Annotated in this window: 14 protein-coding genes; 9 read left to right on the top strand and 5 right to left on the bottom strand. The window is 64.5% G+C overall.

Annotated elements, in window-relative coordinates:
- The first annotated feature begins 42 nt into the window (after positions 1-42).
- Positions 43-1,287, top strand: coding sequence for a hypothetical protein (locus tag CDPAHKCJ_RS06980; protein ID WP_166019204.1), 1,245 nt, complete (start codon positions 43-45; stop codon positions 1,285-1,287).
- A gap of 177 nt (positions 1,288-1,464) precedes the next feature.
- Here CDPAHKCJ_RS06980 and CDPAHKCJ_RS06975 read toward each other — a convergent pair whose 3' ends face one another.
- On the bottom strand, positions 1,465-3,291 hold the full coding sequence (locus tag CDPAHKCJ_RS06975; RefSeq protein ID WP_166019203.1) for an SEC-C domain-containing protein: 1,827 nt from the start codon (positions 3,289-3,291) through the stop codon (positions 1,465-1,467).
- 155 nt (positions 3,292-3,446) lie between these two features.
- Positions 3,447-4,385, bottom strand: coding sequence for a homocysteine S-methyltransferase family protein (locus CDPAHKCJ_RS06970; RefSeq protein WP_240916693.1), 939 nt, complete (start codon positions 4,383-4,385; stop codon positions 3,447-3,449).
- A 267-nt stretch (positions 4,386-4,652) separates the two neighbouring features.
- Here CDPAHKCJ_RS06970 and CDPAHKCJ_RS06965 point away from each other — a divergent pair, with 267 nt between their 5' ends.
- The 3 genes from CDPAHKCJ_RS06965 (at position 4,653) to CDPAHKCJ_RS06955 (ending at position 9,897) form a co-directional block, all read left to right on the top strand.
- Positions 4,653-6,560 (top strand): hypothetical protein, encoded by a 1,908-nt coding sequence (locus CDPAHKCJ_RS06965; RefSeq protein WP_043332458.1) that lies wholly within the window; start codon positions 4,653-4,655, stop codon positions 6,558-6,560.
- Between the two features lie 69 nt (positions 6,561-6,629).
- The gene (locus tag CDPAHKCJ_RS06960; RefSeq protein WP_166019202.1) at positions 6,630-8,774 is read left to right on the top strand and encodes a DNA topoisomerase III; all 2,145 of its coding nucleotides are present in this window, start codon (positions 6,630-6,632) and stop codon (positions 8,772-8,774) included.
- Positions 8,775-8,850: 76 nt separating this feature from the next.
- Positions 8,851-9,897, top strand: a complete 1,047-nt coding sequence (locus tag CDPAHKCJ_RS06955; protein WP_240916692.1) for a 2-dehydropantoate 2-reductase — start codon at positions 8,851-8,853, stop codon at positions 9,895-9,897.
- A 289-nt stretch (positions 9,898-10,186) separates the two neighbouring features.
- Here CDPAHKCJ_RS06955 and CDPAHKCJ_RS06950 read toward each other — a convergent pair whose 3' ends face one another.
- The 3 genes from CDPAHKCJ_RS06950 to zwf are packed head-to-tail and all read right to left on the bottom strand — an operon-like array spanning position 10,187 to position 13,090.
- A complete protein-coding gene (locus CDPAHKCJ_RS06950) occupies positions 10,187-10,849 on the bottom strand; it encodes a bifunctional 4-hydroxy-2-oxoglutarate aldolase/2-dehydro-3-deoxy-phosphogluconate aldolase (protein WP_043332465.1) in 663 nt (220 codons plus the stop codon).
- Between the two features lie 56 nt (positions 10,850-10,905).
- On the bottom strand, positions 10,906-11,598 hold the full coding sequence (gene pgl, locus CDPAHKCJ_RS06945) for a 6-phosphogluconolactonase (protein ID WP_166019201.1): 693 nt from the start codon (positions 11,596-11,598) through the stop codon (positions 10,906-10,908).
- A 1-nt stretch (position 11,599) separates the two neighbouring features.
- A complete protein-coding gene (gene zwf / locus CDPAHKCJ_RS06940) occupies positions 11,600-13,090 on the bottom strand; it encodes a glucose-6-phosphate dehydrogenase (protein WP_043332469.1) in 1,491 nt (496 codons plus the stop codon).
- 389 nt (positions 13,091-13,479) lie between these two features.
- Between zwf and CDPAHKCJ_RS06935 the strand changes: the two genes are divergently transcribed.
- The 5 genes from CDPAHKCJ_RS06935 (at position 13,480) to CDPAHKCJ_RS06915 (ending at position 19,120) form a co-directional block, all read left to right on the top strand.
- Positions 13,480-14,337 (top strand): MurR/RpiR family transcriptional regulator, encoded by an 858-nt coding sequence (locus tag CDPAHKCJ_RS06935; RefSeq protein WP_166019200.1) that lies wholly within the window; start codon positions 13,480-13,482, stop codon positions 14,335-14,337.
- Between the two features lie 239 nt (positions 14,338-14,576).
- Positions 14,577-15,458, top strand: a complete 882-nt coding sequence (locus CDPAHKCJ_RS06930) for a putative selenate ABC transporter substrate-binding protein (protein WP_205700810.1) — start codon at positions 14,577-14,579, stop codon at positions 15,456-15,458.
- Between the two features lie 76 nt (positions 15,459-15,534).
- Positions 15,535-16,203 carry an ATP-binding cassette domain-containing protein gene (locus CDPAHKCJ_RS06925; protein WP_346773903.1) on the top strand — a complete coding sequence of 223 codons (669 nt, stop codon included), beginning with the start codon at positions 15,535-15,537 and terminating at the stop codon, positions 16,201-16,203.
- Positions 16,193-17,752, top strand: a complete 1,560-nt coding sequence (locus CDPAHKCJ_RS06920; RefSeq protein ID WP_240916691.1) for an ABC transporter permease — start codon at positions 16,193-16,195, stop codon at positions 17,750-17,752. The genes CDPAHKCJ_RS06925 and CDPAHKCJ_RS06920 overlap by 11 nt, the downstream gene beginning before the upstream one ends.
- A 69-nt stretch (positions 17,753-17,821) precedes the next feature.
- The gene (locus CDPAHKCJ_RS06915) at positions 17,822-19,120 is read left to right on the top strand and encodes a cation diffusion facilitator family transporter (RefSeq protein WP_240916690.1); all 1,299 of its coding nucleotides are present in this window, start codon (positions 17,822-17,824) and stop codon (positions 19,118-19,120) included.
- Position 19,121: the final 1 nt, after the last annotated feature.

Below are 19,121 nucleotides of genomic sequence, written 5' to 3'. Positions count from 1 at the left end.
TGCGCTGCGCCAGTGTCACGACTCATGCCAAGGAGGTGTGCAATGCATGTGATCCTGTTGGCGGACCGCCTCGGCCAGGAAGTCGCGCCGATTGACCGCCGCTACTCGCCGGCCCTGCTGCCGATCGCCGGACGCAGCGTGCTGGAGCGCAACCTCGACCTGCTGGTCGGGCGAGGCGTGACGCATATCAGCCTGATCATCGCCCGTGACCCCGAGTGGTTCCGGGCGCGTATCGCCGATGGCTCACGCTGGGGCATCGATCTCGACATTCTGCCGATGCCCGGCGAGCGAGACCCGGCCGAGCAGATCAAACGGCTCGGCGCCATGGCCGCCCTGCCCGCGCCGGTGCTGCGCACCGATGTGCTGCTGATGCCGGAGTGGTTCAAGGATGACAGTCTCGCGATCAGCGAGCAGGCCATGGCGTCGGGCGCGCCAGTCTGCCATCCGGCCAGCGTGGCAGACCCGTCTCTCGCTCGCCTGCACTGGCCTGAACTGCGCGACAATCTCGGGCTGGGGCCTGCCCTGCTGGCCTCGCTGTCGCACTATCACACCCTGGTGATGCAGGCACTCGATGCCGCTGACCCAGGCCTGACACCGCATGGCGAACGTGGGGTGTTGCCCGGCGAGCAGGACCTGCACCACGTCTACTACGCCGCCGGCGCCACGCGCCTGGATGAATCGCGCCTCACTGGCGGCTTCGCCGGCATCACCACCCATGTGGAGCCCGGCGTGCTGCTCAAGGGGCAATGCTGCCTGGAACAGGGCAGCTACGTGGAAGAAGGCGCCATGCTCGAGGACTGCGTCATCCTGCCCTTCACTCGCGTGCACGGTGGCCAGCAGGTCAATGCCGGCATCCTGTTCGAGGGCGAGGCACTCGACAGGACGGCCCCGCACTGGCTCAAGGACCGCCGTCAGGCGGGCGCCGCCTCACAACGCGGCGTCGCCTACCGCAACCCGGCACGCCCAGAATGGCAAGAGCGGATTCTGGCGGCCCTGATCACCCTGGCCACACGCCCCTTCGGCTCGCGCTACAAGGAGCTTCGCCATCGCCTGCGTCAGGTGCAGGACAGCCGCATGCGGCTTTTCGGGGCACTGCCCGAACGCTCGCCACCACCACTGGACAGGGTCGGCATCAGCAGTGCAGGCGCCATCCAGCCCCCGGATTGGCGCGCTACACCGGATGCCTTCGCCGCGACGCTGGAGGCCATCCAGGTCGGCCAGACGCCGGGGCTACGCGGCGCCCTTCGAGAAGCCTGGCGACTGCGCCAGCAAGGCAAGCAGCAGTGATCACACTCGTTCACGCTTCCTCCTGATACAGGTCGAGATACAAAAAACCCCGCAGTGCCAAGGCACTGCGGGGTTTTTCATACGGGCCTCGTCATACGCGGCCTTGTCACACGAGGTGTTGTCATGCGAGCGCTTGCGATCACTCGTCAGGCAGCATGAGCGGCCTTTGACACCGGCTCAGCGATGCTTGGCCAGCCAGGCAAGCGCGCCTTCACTGCGCTTCCACTGGTCCCGCATCAGGGTGCGGTACTGCCAGGCCTCGCCACGCGTGCCGGGTTCCGGCGCTTCCACCGCCAGACTCACCGGCCGCGGATGCTCCGCCAGCAGCAAGCTGATCAGATGCGAATTGGCTTCCCTCACGATCTCGAGTGCCTGCTCGGCGTCCTTGTCGCGACCCAGTCGATAGAGCGCCAGCACCTGGCCCATCAGGATGCCCAGCAGCGGCATTTCCTCATCGACGGCACGTCGCTCGATATCATGCTCGGCGAGGGTCACGGCCTCGTCGTTGCGACCTTCGCGCAGCAGCTGATCCAGCACCAGCTCACGCAGGCCGAGGCTGTCTTCCTCGTCGAGCTTGAGCAGGCGCTCCGCCAGCTGGCGCGAACGCTCACGCTCACCGCGCTCCATGCCGATCACCAGCCCCAGCCCACAGCGCAGCAACTGGGCGTTGTCGCCATCTTCCCAGCGCAGCAGGCCGCCGGCCTGTTCGATCTGATCGAGCCAGCGATCGAAGCGCTGTGCCAGCGGCACGAAGAAGGTATCCGACATCCACGGCAGGCTACCGAAGCGACTGGCCAGCGCCAGGATCAGCCCCTGACACACCGCCGGAACGTCCAGCCATTCGGGGCTGGCGCACAGCTGCTGCAACCACTCGTTGGGGTCCTGGACCTCCCAGGGATCGATATCCAGCGCCAGCGCCGCCTCTTCCTCGATACGCGCCGGGAAGACCGCCTCCCAGAGCCCGAGTGTCACGGCCTGCTCCGCATTCTGCCGGAACAGCAGACTGCCATCGTCCTGCGTTTCCAGCGCCAGACGTGGCGGATGCTCGATCACCTCGAACAGCGCCTGCAGTGCAGCCAGTGAATCCGACAGCGACTCATCGGAATTGACCATCTGCTCGGCGAGCGTGGCACGCGGATTTTCGGCCAGATCCGCCAGGAATTCCAGCTGACCGGGCTCGATGTCCTTCTGCTTGGACAGACGACGCCACCAGAAGCGCGCACGATCCTGCGCCTCTTCGGGCTGACCTTCATGCAGCAGCAGCATGGCCTCGATATACGCCAGCGTCGGCGAATCGGGCAGCGTCTGCTGGGCACGAATGAAGGCGGCGCGCGCCGAGCCCAGATCATCGCTGTCCAGATGCAGCAGACACTGATGCTCCAGGGCGACGCCACGCAGGAAGGCAGGACCACGCTCCAGCACCTCATCGAGCAGCAGCGCCTTCTTGCGGGTGAAGCCGCGCTCCTGATAGAGATCCAGCAGCAGCTCGAAGCCAGGCTCGGCCTGCTCGGGCAGACGCGACCAGTCGCTGGTATCGAACAGCGCCTCCATGATCTGCTGAGCCCGACCGCGATTGCCGCTCTCGGCGCTGATCAGCCCCGCCTCGAGCAGCGCCTGCGCCGGCGCGAGACCGGAGGCCAGCGCCGCCTTGAGCTGTTCACCCTTGAACTCGCGCAGCGACAGCATCCACATCAGGTGATCCGGAATCGCCGGCAGCTGCACCTTGTCGCAGCACTGCTTGTACTTGCGACCCGAGTCACACCAGCAAGGCTCGTTGCGTCCGGGCGGTGCCAATGACTCGCGCGCGAAGTCGAGTCGCACCAGCGGAGTCTGGCTCCACAGCACCGGCGCCAGCGCTACCGCCAGCGCTTCGTCGCCACCGCTGTAGTTCACGCCCTCCGAATGCGCCCACTGCATGAAGGCAGGAAAGGATTCATCGGCGCGGATGGCATCAAGTGCCCCACTGGCGTAACTCAAGAGCCGTTCGACCCACTCGGCAAGCATGGCATCTCCCTAAAAAAGCGTTTCACAGCCCTGCAGGCACCGCATCCCGGTCGTCGCCTCGGCGTTCACTTCGGCGTTTCCTCAGGCGCGATGCCCGTCAGAACCTGCGAATCAAGGGGCGAAGTCTATCACGAGGAAGCCTCGCCCCTCATCGTTCACTCACTCAAGCGGCTGACGCAGCGATAACCTGCTGAGCTGAGCTGTTCGGCCAGGCAGGCGATATGCGCCGGTCCCACCTCGCAGCAACCGCCGACGATTCGAATGCCGGCATTGACCCACCCCAGCGCATGCGCCGCGTACTGCTCCGGCCCCAGGTCTTCGCGCGCCTTGAGGTCCTTGACGGTGCCGCCGGGATTGAGCTCCGCGATCGAGGTGAAGCCGTTGGCATAGGCACCGGTCGGCAGCGGGCTGGCCAGCAGATTTTCCAGACTACCCTGAATGGCTTCCGGCGCGCTGCAATTGATCAGGATCGCGTCCACGCCCATCGCTTGCAGCATGCTGACCGCGTCTGCCAGCGGCTCACCACTGCGCAGGGTCGCGGTCAGGTCATCCTTCACCGTCAGCGAGACCCACACCGGCAAGCCGCTCTCGAGTGCTGCGGTGGCCGCGGCGCGCGCCTCGACGCAGGAGGACAGCGCCTCACACAGCAGGATATCGACCAGCGGCGCCTGCAACTCCACCAAGCGGCGATAGCTGGCCAGGGACTCGTCAGCATCCGGCGCGACATCGGGGCGATAGGTGGCGACCAGCGGCGGCAGGCAGCCCGCCACGCGGACATCCGTCTCATCGCTCAGGTCGATGGCATCCCGCGCGGCCTTGCCAGCAGCGGCATGAATGGCCGCGATCGACTCGCCGACACCCGCCAGACCCAGACGCTGCGGCGTGGCCGTGTAGGTATTGAGCGTGATGACGCGCGCGCCGGCACGAATGAAATCCAGGTGCAGGTCACGCACCAGCTCAGGCTGATCCAGCATCACCTGAGACGACCACAGCGGGGTCGGCTCACGACCGCTACGACGCACCAGTTCCTGGCCCATGCCGCCGTCCAGCAGCACGACTTCAGCCCCGTCACCTGCCCCCTTTCCTGCTTCCAAGTCTCGTTCCACACAACCTCCAGAGCTTTTTGATGTCCTAGCGTGAGCCTGACGACCTGGCGAGACCCGCTGGCCAGTCAGTGGCGGGCGAAATTCTACCACGCTCGACCCGCTTGCGGCCCTTGCTCACTGGAGCCAAAAGGTTGCCCAATGCTACTGTTGACGACACCCTCTGCCCCGCGCTGCGCTCGAGGCTCGTGCTCACGAACCTCTCGGCAGCCCATGTCGCGCCAGAAGCCCCACCCCGTTCAATCAAGGAAGCCTGCCTTGCTGTTGCCGAGCCCCTTTCGTCCCCGAGCCAACACTGCCAATGACGCGCCCCAGGTACGTCTTGAGCGTGAGGGCCGCGACGAGATTCGCCGCATTACCCAGGCCGTGGAGCGTGTGCCCTGGTCGGTGAGCCTGATGCAGATCCTGTGGACCGCAGGCCCGGTGACGCTGATCGGCGCCTGGGGCGGCTATCTGCTCGGTTACGGCAAGGAACCGACCTTCGAGAACTACATCTTCTTCATCTCCTACACCGTCATCACCGGTGTCGCGGGCATCGTGGCCAACATCGCCCATAACTTGACCAGCTCACGGCGCTATGACCGCACCGAAGCCAAGATCGAGCGCGTCATCGACACCGTGCCGGAGCTGATCCTCGCCACGCGCAACCTGATCGTCGAGAGCCTGGAAGGCGATGCTCGCCGGCGTGAAGCGGCAGCCATGCTGTTGCGCAAGCAGGACCTTGCGCCGGAGGGGGTCGAGCTGGCGGCGCTGGAGCTGCTCGATGACCGTGATGCCGCGCGCATCATCAGCCAGATCGACGTCTACCGTCGCGTGGGCCTGCATGCGCGCATCCGCGACATGAACAGCCTCAACCGCGAATGGCTCGAACCCCAGTTCAATGAGCTGGCCGAACTGGCCCCCGAGGCCATCGGCCTGCTGCGTGAGCGCTTCGAAGGGCGCGCACCGGATCTGCACAGCGGCGTGCCGCGTGACGAGAACTTCATCGAGCGTGTGCTGGCGGCCATCGAGCAGGACAACGACCTGCTGATGACCCTGCAGGACGTGGAGGAGATGCTGATTCTGGCCTTCGAGCTGATCAGCGGGCGCAAGATTCCGCTGCTGACCTTCGAATACCGTGGCCGCTGGAAGCTGGCGCGCGCGCTGGACAACCTCGAGCATGCCCGCTCGCGCTATCGCATTCGTCAGGCCACCGGCCTGTCACGCCTCAAGGCGCTGACGGTCTATCTGGCCGAGCAGTCCGGCACCCTGGTGGAAGACGCCGCCTCCGGCCTGCGCGCCGAGGTACTGCTGGAGCGCTCCACCCAGGCGATGGACGCCCTAGCCGAGCAGGTGACGCATCTGGCGATCGCGGTCAATGAGGGCGATCGTGAACACCGCGCCGCGCTGCGCTCGCGGGCCGACATCCTCACCAACGCCATCCGCCTCTACAAGACGGTGACCAATGCCTACGAGCAGGTCGGACGCAGCCACGCCGTCTTCCTCAAGATGTCCAAGCGCTGGGAAAACATCGCCTCGCAGATGTCCGATGACGCTACACGCCTGCGGGTCGGTCCGGGCCGTCGCGGTCTGCGCATTCAGGAAAAGACCATCGCGCTGGACGATGAAGCCAAGGCGGAGGTCTGCAAGCATCTGGCCGATCACTTGAACGAGAGCCGCATCAAGCGCGTCGACAGCGAGATCGCCTATCAGGCGCGCGAGACGGTGCTACGGGTCGGTGTCGACAAGGCCAAGGCGATGGCGGTCGAGATCGCCCTCGCGCTGGAGCCCCACATACACCTGTCACGCCCGGCCGTGCAGCGCGCCATCAATGGCTCCAACGCCGCCTATTTCGGCCAGCTGGAGCCCAATCAGTCCGCGGCGGCCAAGGCGGCCCTGGGCAGCGCCATGGTGCGCGAGATCGACGATGATCTGTCACGCACCGCCGAATCACTGGCCATCGCGCTGGTACGCCACTACCGCGTCGAGCTGGAGCCGCTGGCCATCGAGTTCCTGCGCGATACCTTCGGCGCCCGTGAAGCGACGCTCAACATGCTCAGCAACTATCAGCCCGCCGACCACCACCCGGTCAGCTATCTCTCCAATCGCCCCCCGCTGATCCAGACCGCCAACCGCGACTGGTATCGCGCCCTCGTCCAGGCGCGTCGCGCGCTCGACGACGATTGATCCCCGCCTCGGGCCAACGGCATACTGTATGGATCATCATATCGACAGCCTTTGACCGCGGGATGCCCGATGCGCCTGATCATCGCCGAAAAGCCCAGCCTCGCCCGCGCCATTGCCGAGGCGCTGCCCGGACGCTCAAGCAAGCGCGACGGCTATATCGATGCCGGTGACACCCGTGTCACCTGGTGCATCGGCCACCTGCTGGAGCAGGCCCCGCCGGATGACTACGACGAGCGCTTCAAGCGCTGGTCGCTGGATCACCTGCCGATCATCCCCGAGCAATGGAAGCTCAAGCCACGCAGCCAGGCGCGCGGTCAGCTCAAGACCATCCGCGAGCAGCTCAAGCTGGCCGATGAGGTCGTGCATGCCGGCGACCCCGATCGCGAAGGCCAGCTGTTGGTACAGGAAGTGCTGGAGCACATGCGCTGGCGCGGGCCGGTCAAACGCCTGCTGATCAGCGACATGAACCGCCCCGCCGTCAGCCGTGCCCTCAACAAGCTGGACGACAATCAGCGCTGGCAGCCGCTCTATGAAGCCGCGCTGGCGCGCCAGCGCGCAGACTGGCTGTATGGCATGAACCTGACCCGCGCCTGGACATTGACCGGGCGTCAGGCCGGCCACGACGGCGTGCTGTCGGTGGGGCGTGTGCAGACGCCGCTGCTGGGGCTGGTGGTGCGCCGTGACGAGGAAATCGAGGCCTTCGAGCCCCGCGCCTTCTTCCCGCTGTGGATAGAGGCTGGCATGGCGGCGGGCAGCTTCAAGGCCTGGTGGCATGCGCCCAGCTCACCCTGGCTGCAACGTCTGGCGGACAAGGGCACCCCGCTGCCACTCGATGACAAGGGCCGCCTGCTGGATAGCCGTCCCGCCGAGCGCCTCGCCCGCCATCTCGCGACCTTGACCACCCTCGGCGATGGCCATGTCGAAAGTGTCGAGGCCAGCGACAAGTCACAGCCCGCGCCGCTGCCCTATTCGCTGTCGGCGCTGCAGGTCGATGCCGCGCGCCGTTTCCGTCTGCCCGCCCAGAAAGTCCTCGACACCTGTCAGGCGCTTTACGAGCGTCACCAGCTGATCACCTATCCGCGCTCCGACTGTCGCTACCTGCCGCGCGAACATCACGCCGGCATGGCCAATCTGATGATCAGCGCCTGCGTGGGTGACCGCGAGCTTGAACGCTTCAGTGGCGGCGCCGATTTCAGCCTGCGCTCACGCGCCTTCAATGACAGCAAGGTCAGCGCGCACCACGCCTTGGCGCCGACCGGGCGCGAGCCGGACTATGCGCGCCTCTCCCGCGATGAAGCCAATCTCTACCGCATGATCACGCGCAACGTGCTGGCCCAGTTCTACCCGGCCTACCGCTATCGCGAGGTCAAGGTCGAGCTGCGCTTCGCCAAGGAGCCCTTCCGCGCCAGTGGCCGCAGCGTCATCGACGAGGGCTGGAAGGTGCTGTTCCAGCGCACTGCGGAGGCCAGGGAGACAGCTGACAAGAAGACCTCAGACAAGAAGACCTCAGAAAAGAACGCAGCCGCCGATGACAAGACCCCGCCGCCACTGCCCGCCCTGACGGAAGGCGAACCGGCCTGCGTGCTCGACTGTGGTATCGAGGAGAAAGAGACCCGCCCGCCGGAGCCCTTCAACGACGCCAGCCTGATCCAGGCGATGATGAACATCGCACGCTACGTCGAGGATGAAGCGGTGCGGCGCACGCTGCGCGATGTGGATGGCCTGGGCACCGAGGCGACACGCGCGGGCATGCTCGAGACGCTGATCAATCGCGGCTATCTGGTGCGCGAGGGTCAGGCAATGCGCTCGACACGTATCGGTCGCGCACTGATTCATGCGCTGCCGCCTGCCGTATCCCGTCCGGAGCGCACCGCACAGTGGGAGCAACGCCTGAGCATGATCCACGAGCAAGGCGACCCGGCAGCGCCCTTCTTGAGCGATCTGATCGTGGATCTGCGTGCGCTGCTCGCCGATAGCTCCGCCAGCCGTCTGAGCACGGCACTGGCCAGCGTCGGCGGTGCGACACCCGCGCCGCGCAAGGGCGGCGGCAAGGGCGGCGCGCGTCGCAAGACAACGTCCTACAAGAAGCGTGCCTCTGGCGGCTCTTCTGGCAACACTGCTGGCAGCAATAAGGACGGCGCTTCTCGTAAAAGTGCTTCCACCAGGAGTCCCCGCAAGCGAGCGACTGCGTCACGGCGCAAGACCGATAGTTGACAGCGGGTCAGGTGAAATACAACCGGCCTTTCCCGCGCTCACGCACTCCTCTGCCCTCCAGAACAAGATGAGAAATATGCACACAATGACTGACCCGGAAGACAACTGGCTGTGGATCATCGGCCCGGGCGCCATCGGGCGCCTGTTGGCGGCTTCGCTGATGGCAGCGCGCCAGCGAGAGCTGCGTGAGCAGGGGGCAACCGAGCTACCGCGTGTCCTGCTGCTGGGGCGTCAGGCGGTAGCGGGGCAAGCGATCATTCTCGACATGACCACACCAGAATCACACACTGTTAGCACAAAGATAAAATACTCGACAATTAGCACACTGCAAGGCTCGTCATCTAGAAAGCCCTCTACCATCTGGCTGACGACCAAGGCCCACGGCGTACCCGCCGTCTGGCAGCAACTAGCACCACATATCACGCCCGAGACTTCCGTGACCTGCTGGCAGAATGGCCTGAGCGCTCAGCCGTGGCTGGCCGAACGCCACGCCAATCTGCTATGCGCCAGCACCACCGAAGGCGCCTGGCTGCCAGCCGAGACTGGTGCAAGCGCGACGCCTGACGCTGGCTCAACAGCGGATGAACTCCAGCACCTTGGCGTGCAACACGCCGGACGCGGTCACACCTGGCTGGGCGCATGGCAAAGTGACGGCGACGGCGACCCCGACAGCCAGTCCCACCAGGCCGCCCTCATGCAATGTGAGTGGCTGAAGGCTGCAGGGTTTGCGTGCGAACAGACGCCGGACATCCAGACTCGCCTGTGGCACAAGCTGGCAATCAATGCGGCGATCAATCCTCTGGTGGCACGCTATCGCATTCGCAATGGCCAGCTGCGTGACCGGCCATTTGCCCCGATGGTCCGCCATGCGGTCGAGGAGATCGCTACGGTGCTGGATAGCGAAGGTATCTCTGCCCCGGGGGAAGGCTGGCAGGCGCTGGTCGAACAGGTCATCCGCGCGACCGCCAACAATCGCGCTTCGATGCTTCAGGATGTGCTCGCCGGTCGCCCTACCGAGGTCGAGGCGATCCTTGGCCCGTTGCGCCTTGCCGCCACCCGACATGGGCTGGCACTGCCCCTGCTGGATGACCTCTATCGACAGCTGAGCACGCCGCAGCATTGAGACAGATGTCACAGCCAGCCAAGCGGCTCCAGCCGGGCTCACCTATCAGCCAATCACCCCGCCAGCCCGCCAGATGACGCGCACAAAAAAGACCCGCCTCGCGAGAGACGGGTCACAAGCAACAGCCAAGCTGTCGAGAGAGAGCAGTACTGGCAGCCTGTCAGCCTCAAGCACGACGGCGTGCATGACGTTGACAGGCAACCGCTGGATCAGTGGCCCGGACTCAGTGCCCGCGCAATTGGATCGCGAGCGCTGAGTCGAGAGAGCGCACTCATCCAGATATCAGGCTTCAGCGGTGGAAACGCTCTGAGGCTTCACGCGCCAGCTCGCGGATACCATCCCAGTCACCCGCATCGATCAGCTTCTGCGGCGCGACCCAGCTACCACCGACACACATCACGTTCTTGAGCGCGAGGTAGTCAGCGGCGTTGCTCAGGGAAATGCCGCCAGTCGGGCAGAAGCGAGCTTCGCTGATCGGGCCACCGAAGGACTTGATCGCATTGACGCCGCCCGCGGCTTCCGCCGGGAAGAACTTGAAGCGACGGTAACCGTACTGCCAGCCCGTCATCAGCTCCGAGACGGTCGCGACACCCGGCAGCATCGGCACGCTGCTGGTCACGCCGTACTGGTACAGCGCTTCGGTGGTGCCCGGCGTGACGATGAAGTCGACGCCCAGCTCTTCCACCTGGCGATACTGTTCCGGCGTCAGCACGGTGCCGGCACCGATGCTGGCGTTGGGCAGCGCTTCACGCATCAGGCGGATGGCTTCCAGCGCGCAATCGGTGCGCAGCGTGACTTCCAGTACGGTCAGGCCACCTTCGTAAAGGGCCTTGCCCAGCGGTACGGCGTCCTCGATGCGCTCGACGGCGATCACCGGCAGCACGGAGGCTTTCTGGCAGATGCTGTCGATCTCGGTGGTGCGAGTCGACGGAAGCTGTTTTTCAAAGCTCATGGCGTTCTCCTTGTGCCGCGGCCAACCTCCCTTGTGGCTGGCCGCGGCCGATGTGATCAGGGGGCCCAGTAAAGCGCCAGCGGCGCGGACAGGAAGGCACGAATCGGCAGTTCACTGACCGCTTCGACGTCGCTCAGCGCGCGCGACAGCACGGCCTGCTTGTCGGTCCCCGTGAGATGAAGCACGGTACGACGCGTCTGGCGCAGACGCTCGAGAGACAACGTGATACGCGCCTGCGGCACGCTGGGTGCACGCATCGGTACACAGCAATCCGCGCTGGTCAGCGCTTCCTGCAGGCGGTCACCATCGGGAAACAGCGAGGCCGTATGACCATCGCCACCCATGCCGAGAATCAGCGCGGAGGCCGGCCAGGGGAGTGCCGCGATGCGAGCGCTCACTTCTGCGCAACCGCCCTCCGGCTCTGCCTCGGCGTTGGTCAGCGGATGGAAGGTGGCGGCACTGGCCGCACCGCTCAGCAGGTGCTCACGGACGAAGCGTGCATTGCTGTCATCGGCGTCTTCGCTCACCCAACGCTCATCGGCGAGAGTGATATCGACACGCGACCAGTCCAGCGGCTTGTCGCGCAGCGCAGCAAACAGCGGCTTGGGCGTGGAGCCGCCGGAAACCACCAGCAGCGCACGCGCTGACGGATCAACGTCGAGGTCTGCGCGCAAGGCGGCGGCCAGATACTCGGCGAGAGAGTGTGCGGTCTGTACGCGCGGGTCCTGCTCAGTCACGGTGGCGCTCATCTCAATACTCCTCATACCAGCTGCGGCCATCGCGCGTGATCATCGCGATCGAGGAGACGGGCCCCCAGGAGCCAGCCGGATAACGGCGCGGCGTGGCAGCGCGGGATTCCCAGCCATCGATGAGGGTATCGACCCAACGCCAGGCGTGTTCGATCTCGTCACGACGCACGAACAGATACTGCTGACCCTTGATGACCTCAAGCAGCAGACGTTCGTAAGCTTCCGGAATACGGCGCTTGGGGAAGGCGCTGTTGAAGTCGAGGTCCAGCGGGCCCGGACGCAGACGCATGCCCTTGTCGAGACCGGAGTCCTTGGTCAGCACCTGCAGGGAGATGCCTTCGGACGGCTGAAGACGAATGATCAGCTTGTTGGCCGCCAGCGAACGCTGGTCCGGATCGAAGATGTAGTGCGGCTGCTGACGGAAGTGGATCACGATCTGTGACAGCTTCTCCGGCATGCGCTTGCCGGTCCGCAGATAGAACGGCACACCGGCCCAGCGCCAGTTGGAGACTTCGGTCTTGAAAGCCACGAAGGTCTCGGTCTGGGATTCGGTATTGGCCCCTTCTTCCTCGAGATAGCCCGGCACGTGCTGGCCGTCGACGGCACCCGCGATGTACTGGCCACGTACCAGATCCGTGTTGAGACGCTCGCCGGTGATCGGGCGCAACGCCTTGAGCACCTTGACCTTCTCGTCACGAATGGCGTCCGCATCCAGGTTGGACGGCGGGTCCATCGCGATCAGACACAGCAGCTGCAGCAGGTGATTCTGCACCATGTCACGCAGCTGACCGGCCTGATCGAAGTAACCCCAGCGTCCTTCGATGCCGACCTTCTCCGCCACGGTGATCTCGACGTGGGAAATCTGGTTCTGATTCCACTGATTGCCGAACATCGGGTTGGCGAAGCGCAGCGCGATCAGGTTCTGGACGGTTTCCTTGCCCAGATAGTGATCGATGCGATAGATCTGGGACTCGTGGAAGACGGCGCCGATCGCGTCGTTGACGACACGCGAGCTTTCCAGATCAGAGCCGATCGGCTTCTCGACCACGACACGTGAGTGCTCGTCGAGACAGCCCGCCGCCTGCAGATTGCTGCTGATGTCGCCGTAGATACGCGACGGTACGGAAAGATAGATCATCAGCGGACGCGGTGACGGCTTGCCCTTGGCATCCACACGCCAGTCGGCGATCGCGGAATAGCCTTCCACGGTGCTGAAGTCCAGCGCCGCGTAGCTGATGCGAGAGAGGAAGCGCTCGATGCATTCCTTCTCGAGGTGTTCCGGCTTGACGCGCTCCTTGAGCGCCGCCTGCACGGTGTCCTTGAAGGATTCGAGGCTGACATCCTGACGCGCCAGACCGATCAGGCGAGTTGCCTTCTCGAGCAGGCCGTCACGGTCGAGGTGATAGAGGGCTGGATATAGCTTGCGCTTGGCGAGGTCGCCCAAGGCGCCGAACAGGGCAATATCCACGCCCGGAATGATGTCGGAACTCATGCCGCCGATTTCTCCCGTCGAAACTGCCCTGTATGCCGAAATGACCGACAAGGTGGGCGACTTCGAACCCGCTCCGTGAAGGCTGCGCAGGTTGGCGCGGCGAGGAGAGGCTCGAATGACACACGGCACCGGGAAGGCGTTGGCGATACATGGCTGGTTATATTAACAACAAATGTAGCGATAACGCCGCTGTCACTCAAGACAATTCGCCCCACAAATAGGTAAACTTACCTAAAAGTGGTAGTCAGCGGCGCTTTCGCCTTCACCTCGTCCTTCGCGCCTCTGGATCAGCAAGTGACCCAAAGAGATGCTTGGCCTACCAGACGAGTGAGGCTAGGATGCCCAGATTACGTAGTTATTTCACTACACAATGGCAGGGTAACAGGCGAATGGCAGTACACGACCTCATCAATCGCATCCGTGAACGTCTCGACGAGCTCAATCGCTCCGAGCGCAAGGTCGCCGACGTCATTCTGGCGGACCCGGCTGCGGCCACCGGCATGAGCATCGCGGCGCTCGCTCAGGCCTCGCTGGTCAGTGAGCCGACCGTCAACCGCTTCTGTCGCAACTTCGATGCCAAGGGCTTCCCCGACTTCAAGATCAAGCTGGCCCAGAGCCTGGCCGGCGGCACGCCCTATGTGTCACGCAGTGTCGATCAGAGCGATGATGCCGCGGCCTATGGCGACAAGATTCTCGGCGCCACCGTGGCCGCGCTCGACGACGCCCGTCGCGCACTGAACCCCAGACGCATCGAACGCGCCGTCGACTACCTGAGCCAGGCCAAGCAGATCTGCTTCTTCGGCCTTGGCGCCTCAGGCCCGGTCGCGGCGGATGCCCAGCACAAGTTCTTCCGCTTCAACCTGCCGGTCATGGCCTATGAAGACGTGCTCATGCAGCGCATGGTGGCCGCCGCCTGCCATACCGGCGACGTGATCGTGATCATCTCCTACACCGGACGCACCCGCGAGCTGGTCGATATCGCCAAGCTCGCACGCAGCAACGGTGCCGCGGTACTGGGCATCACCGCACCGGACTCTCCGCTGGCGCGCGAGTGCACCGAAGTGCTGGAAGTCATGGCGCCGGAAGACACCGATATCTATATGCCGATGACCTCACGCATGATCCACCTGGCCTTGATCGACGTGCTGGCCACCGGTGTGACGCTGCGCCGTGGAGAAGATTTCCAGCAGCATCTCAAGAAGATCAAGGACAGTTTGAAGGACACCCGCTTTCCGCCGGAATCTTGAGCACTTGTCTGAAGATCATGAGCACCCGGCCCGGCAACATCAGGCCCGGCCACGGCAAATGAGCAGTTCCCGCGCGACCATTCAACGCCTTAATGGCCCCAGGCCCACTTGAGCGATCCTTCAGGCATGGCGTAGGGCTTGCACCCGCGTGGCCAAGACACAACAATACGCGCCATACCCCCTGACATGCGGTGCCTGCCGCATGATGTCTCATGTCGTGAATGCTGAGGATGCTTCCCATGCGCTGGCTGGCCACTGCTGCTCTGACCCTGATTTCCGCCCTTCCCATGGCCATGAGTCTGGCTCAGGCCGACACCTTCAAGTTCACGGCGATTCCGGATGAAGACGAATCACGCCTGGTCGAGCGTTTCGACAAGGTTGCCGATTATCTGGAAGAGAAGCTGGGCGTCGATGTCGAGTATGTGCCGGTCAAATCCTACAGCGCCGCTGTCAGCGCCTTTCGCAATGACCAGATCCAGATGGCCTGGTTCGGCGGCCTGACAGGCGTTCAAGCGCGTCAGATGGTGCCGGGCTCCGTCGCCATCGCACAGGGCGTGGAAGATGCTGCCTTCCGCAGCTACTTCATCGCGCGTCGCGACCTCAAGCTGGCCGGCGATGCCGCCGAGCCGCTGGACGCACTGCCCGACTCCGTCGAAGGCCACTCTTTCACCTTCGGCGCCAAGACCTCCACTTCGGGTCGCCTGATGCCGGAATACTATCTGCGTGAGCAGTTCCAGCAGGCACCGGACACCCTGTTCAGCCGCGTCGGTTTCTCCGGCGACCACTCCCGCACCATCGCACTGGTCGCCGCCGGCACCTATGACGTGGGCGCGGTCAACTTCGCGGTGTGGGAAGCAGCCGTCAAGGATGGCAAGGTCGACCCGAGCAAGGTGCAGGTGCTGTGGCAGACGCCGGCCTATCCGGATTATCAGTGGACGATTCGTGGCGATGCCGACAGCCACTTCGGCGCGGACTTCACCGCCCATGTCACCACGGCCCTGCTGGACATGAAGGACCCGGACCTGCTCGAGAGCTTCCCACGCTCCGGCTTCATTCCGGCAAGCAACGATGACTACGCGCCGATCAAGACCGTCGGCGAACAGCTCGGTCTGCTGCGCTGAGCTCATGACCCAGGAAACACCCTCTCCACTGCTGCACCTTTCGCAAGACCACCTCGGCCATGGCGCCGAAGTAGTCTTGCGTGATCTGGATATTCGCCTCGAGCAGGGCGAGCGCATCGCCCTGCTCGGTGCCAGTGGCGCAGGCAAGTCCACGCTGCTGGAAGCCCTGCGCGCCGCGCTGCAACAGCGCGGCGTAGCGGCCGCCTGGTGCCCTCAACGCCAGGGGCTGGTGCCGCAATTGTCAGTCTACCACAACATCTTCATGGGCCGGTTGGACCAGCACTCACGGCTGACCAACCTGTTCAATCTGCTGCGCCCGAAACCGGCTCACTGGCAGGCGGTCGCCACACTGTGCGAACCGCTGGGTATCGCCGGCCTGATGGAGCGCTCCGTCGAGGCGCTTTCCGGCGGTCAGCGCCAGCGTGTCGCCATCGCACGCGCGCTCTATCAGGGCCATGACCTGTTCCTCGGTGACGAACCCGTCGCAAGCGTGGACCCGCATCAGGCCAGCCAGTTGATCCAGTTGATTCATGCCCGTCACGCCACCAGTGTGGTGGCGCTTCACCAGCGGGAGTTGGCACTCACTCACTTCACGCGCGTGATCGGTCTTGGCAAGCAGGCTGATGGCATGAGCCATGGTCAGGGTCAGGTCCTGCTGGATGTCGCGACCGACGGACTGACGCCCGGTGACCTGGACTTCCTGTACCCCGCTGCGGCGACCCGCGAGTCATCCGATGTCAGCTGACCCCTCCACCATGACGGCAGAGCTGCGCCATCCTCCTCGCTGGTGGCAGGCACGCAGTGACGGCGCGCGCCTGTTGCGCCTCGGTGGCGGTCTGGTCATCGCGATGCTGGTGCTGGTGCCCTTCGCCGATCTCTCCGTCACCTCGCGCGACCCTTGGCAGGAACTGGGCCGCATGCTGGCGGGCCTGGCGTCACCGGCTCCCGGCGCGCTGGAATCTCCGCTGCACGCTCTGGTCCTGACCATCGCCTTCGCGCTGTGGGGCACCTTGCTGGGCGCGCTGATCGGGCTGCCACTGGCATTGGTCTACTCTCGCTCGCGCCTGCTGCGGGGCATCAGTGCCGGGCTGCGCGCGGTGCATGAGCTGTTCTGGGCACTGCTGTTGCTGCAGGTGTTCGGGCTGTCGGCCGCCACGGCGCTGGCCGCGATCACGATTCCCTATGCGGCGACCTTCGCCAAGGTCTATGCCGAGATTCTCGAACAACTGCCGCAGGCGCCGCTCAAGGCGCTACCCTGTGCCAGCTCACGCGCGATGCGCTTTCTGTATGCAGAACTGCCGATGGCGTGGCGGCGCATGGCCAGCTACACCCGCTATCGCTTCGAATGCGGACTGCGCGCCAGCGTCCTGCTCGGCTTCGTCGGCTTGCCCACGTTGGGCTTCTATCTGGAAAGCGCCTTTCGCGAGGGCCGTTACGCCGAGGCGGGCGCCCTGCTATGGATCTTCTATCTGCTGATCGCCACGCTCCCGTGGTGGGGACACCGTCGGGTATTGCCGGTGCTGGCCATCGCCAGTCTCTGGTGGCTGGGGCCATGGCCCGATGTCAGCCCGACCCTGCTGTGGCGCTTCATCAGTCATGACATCTGGCCGGCGCCGCTGGTCAATGCATCATTCGAGTCACTGATCTCGGGTGAGCTCGCGACAGACCTGCTGCAGTGGGCAAGTCACCTGCCCGATCTGCTGCCCGCCATCGGCAATACCTTGCTGCTCGGTCTGCTGGGCACCGCCGGCAGTCTGCTGATCGCCATGCTGCTATGGCCGCTGGCCAGCCGCCATGTGGGCAATCGCCTCTCACAGCACTCGACCAACGGCCTGCTGATCTTCCTGCGCACCACGCCGGAACTGATTTTAGCCTTCATCCTGCTGTTGCTGCTGGGGCCCTCGCTGCTGCCCGCCTGGCTGGCGCTGGCACTGCACAACGGCGCGATTATCGCCTTTCTGTGTGCTCGCCATGCCAACCAGATTCAGCTGCCGCCCAGTCGCCCGCAGGGCAAGTTCGAATGCTGGCTCTACGAGCTCAACCCACGTGTCGCTCCCGGCATGTTCGCATTGCTGCTCTACCGCGCCGAGACCATCATTCGCGAGACGGCCATTCTGGGCATGCTGGGGGTGGTAACACTGGGCTTCCACATCGACTCGAGCTTCGAATACCTGATGTTTGATCAGGCATTTGCCCTGCTGGTGCTCACCGCCATACTCAATATCGGCGTTGACAGCCTCGCGCGGCGCCTGCGCCCCAGCGGTGAGATCTCTGAAGACAGCTGTGTCCGCTGACTGCTGCCCTACGCAGGAGTAGGCGCTGACTTCATGCCGCACCCGACTCCCCTTTGAGCGAGCCTTCCCATGCCCCCCTCCATGCCACCATCGTCATCCACGGAGTCTGCCAGCACAGCAAGCGCCAAGCGTGAAGCACAGCGCATCACCTTGATCGGCGCGGCGCTGGATGGCGTGCTGGGTGTCGCGAAGCTTGTCATCGGCAAGCTGGTCGGCTCACAGGCACTGATCGCCGATGGCATCCATTCCCTGTCAGACCTGGTGACGGATGCCTTCGTGTTGGTGGCGACTCACTACGGCCGCCAGGCACCGGATCGCTCACATCCCTGGGGGCATGAGCGCATCGAGACGCTCGGCACTCTGGTACTCGGCAGCCTGCTGCTGGCCGTGGCAGGCGCAATAGGCTGGGAAGGCATCCTGCGCAGCTGGGAGTTGATGTTCGGCTCGCTGACCATTCCGTTGCCCGGCGCGCTGGGCATCGGCATCGCGATCATCTCGCTACTCGGCAAGGAAGGCATCTTTCGCGCCACGCTGAAGATCGCGCGCAAGCAGAAATCCAAGCTGCTGGAGGCCAATGCCTGGCACTCACGCAGCGATGCGCTCTCCACCGTGGCGGTGCTCATTGGCCTGATCGGTACCCAGCTGGGGGCCAGCTGGCTGGATGGCATCGCGGCGGTCGTCGTTGGCGTGATGGTGGGCAAGATCGGCGCCTCATTGGCCTGGGAGGCCTCACGCGAACTGATCGACACCGCCCTGCCCCGCGAACAGCAACACGCCATGCGTGAGTGCTTGCTGTCACTGCCGGAGGTACGTGGCGCACATGACCTGCGCAGCCGCACGCTGGCCGGCCGTATCGTGCTGGAAGTCCACCTGCTGGTCGCGCCACGTATCAGCGTCTCGGAAGGCCATGCTATCGGCCATCACGCCGTGGCTCGCCTCAAGGCCGAATTCCCCCAGTTAAGTGATGTGCTTTATCACATCGACCCTGAAGATGACTCGCATCTCGGCCAGGCCAGCCTGGCGCAGCCCACGCTACAGCAGCCGCTACCCCTGCGCAGTGACATCATCATCGCGCTGGATGAATGCTGGCAGCAGTCGCCTCTCTGGCAGGCGCGTAGCGGCCTCACCCTGCACTACGTCAACCATGTCACTCCCACGACCTCTTACCACTCGACTACCCCGCATGTGGATATCCTATTGGAGCTGCCTAGCTGTACTACCGAAGCTGCCACGGAAACTGCTCTGCAATGTTACCGCGACGCAGACTCACGCAACGCATCAATCGCCGAGATGGAACGCCTGGCAGAGGGGCTTGAGTGGTTTGGCAAGCTGGAGATCGGCGTGATGTCACATATCCACCAGCGCTGAC

This window comes from Cobetia sp. MB87 (genome assembly GCF_011319755.1).
Lineage (GTDB): Bacteria > Pseudomonadota > Gammaproteobacteria > Pseudomonadales > Halomonadaceae > Cobetia.
The sequence above is the reverse complement of the archived record's forward strand: the minus strand, read 5'-3'. Positions and strand labels throughout refer to the sequence as shown.

Bases quoted from the DNA above. Each gene is read 5' to 3' on its own strand.
- zwf (WP_043332469.1), bottom strand. From the start codon at position 13,090: ATGAGTTCCGACATCATTCCGGGCGTGGATATTGCCCTGTTCGGCGCC.
- CDPAHKCJ_RS06930 (WP_205700810.1), top strand. From the start codon at position 14,577: ATGCGCTGGCTGGCCACTGCTGCTCTGACCCTGATTTCCGCCCTTCCC.
- CDPAHKCJ_RS06950 (WP_043332465.1), bottom strand. From the start codon at position 10,849: ATGAGCTTTGAAAAACAGCTTCCGTCGACTCGCACCACCGAGATCGAC.
- CDPAHKCJ_RS06915 (WP_240916690.1), top strand. From the start codon at position 17,822: ATGCCCCCCTCCATGCCACCATCGTCATCCACGGAGTCTGCCAGCACA.
- CDPAHKCJ_RS06960 (WP_166019202.1), top strand. From the start codon at position 6,630: ATGCGCCTGATCATCGCCGAAAAGCCCAGCCTCGCCCGCGCCATTGCC.
- CDPAHKCJ_RS06955 (WP_240916692.1), top strand. From the start codon at position 8,851: ATGCACACAATGACTGACCCGGAAGACAACTGGCTGTGGATCATCGGC.
- CDPAHKCJ_RS06975 (WP_166019203.1), bottom strand. From the start codon at position 3,291: ATGCTTGCCGAGTGGGTCGAACGGCTCTTGAGTTACGCCAGTGGGGCA.
- CDPAHKCJ_RS06980 (WP_166019204.1), top strand. From the start codon at position 43: ATGCATGTGATCCTGTTGGCGGACCGCCTCGGCCAGGAAGTCGCGCCG.
- CDPAHKCJ_RS06935 (WP_166019200.1), top strand. From the start codon at position 13,480: ATGGCAGTACACGACCTCATCAATCGCATCCGTGAACGTCTCGACGAG.
- pgl (WP_166019201.1), bottom strand. From the start codon at position 11,598: ATGAGCGCCACCGTGACTGAGCAGGACCCGCGCGTACAGACCGCACAC.
- CDPAHKCJ_RS06920 (WP_240916691.1), top strand. From the start codon at position 16,193: ATGTCAGCTGACCCCTCCACCATGACGGCAGAGCTGCGCCATCCTCCT.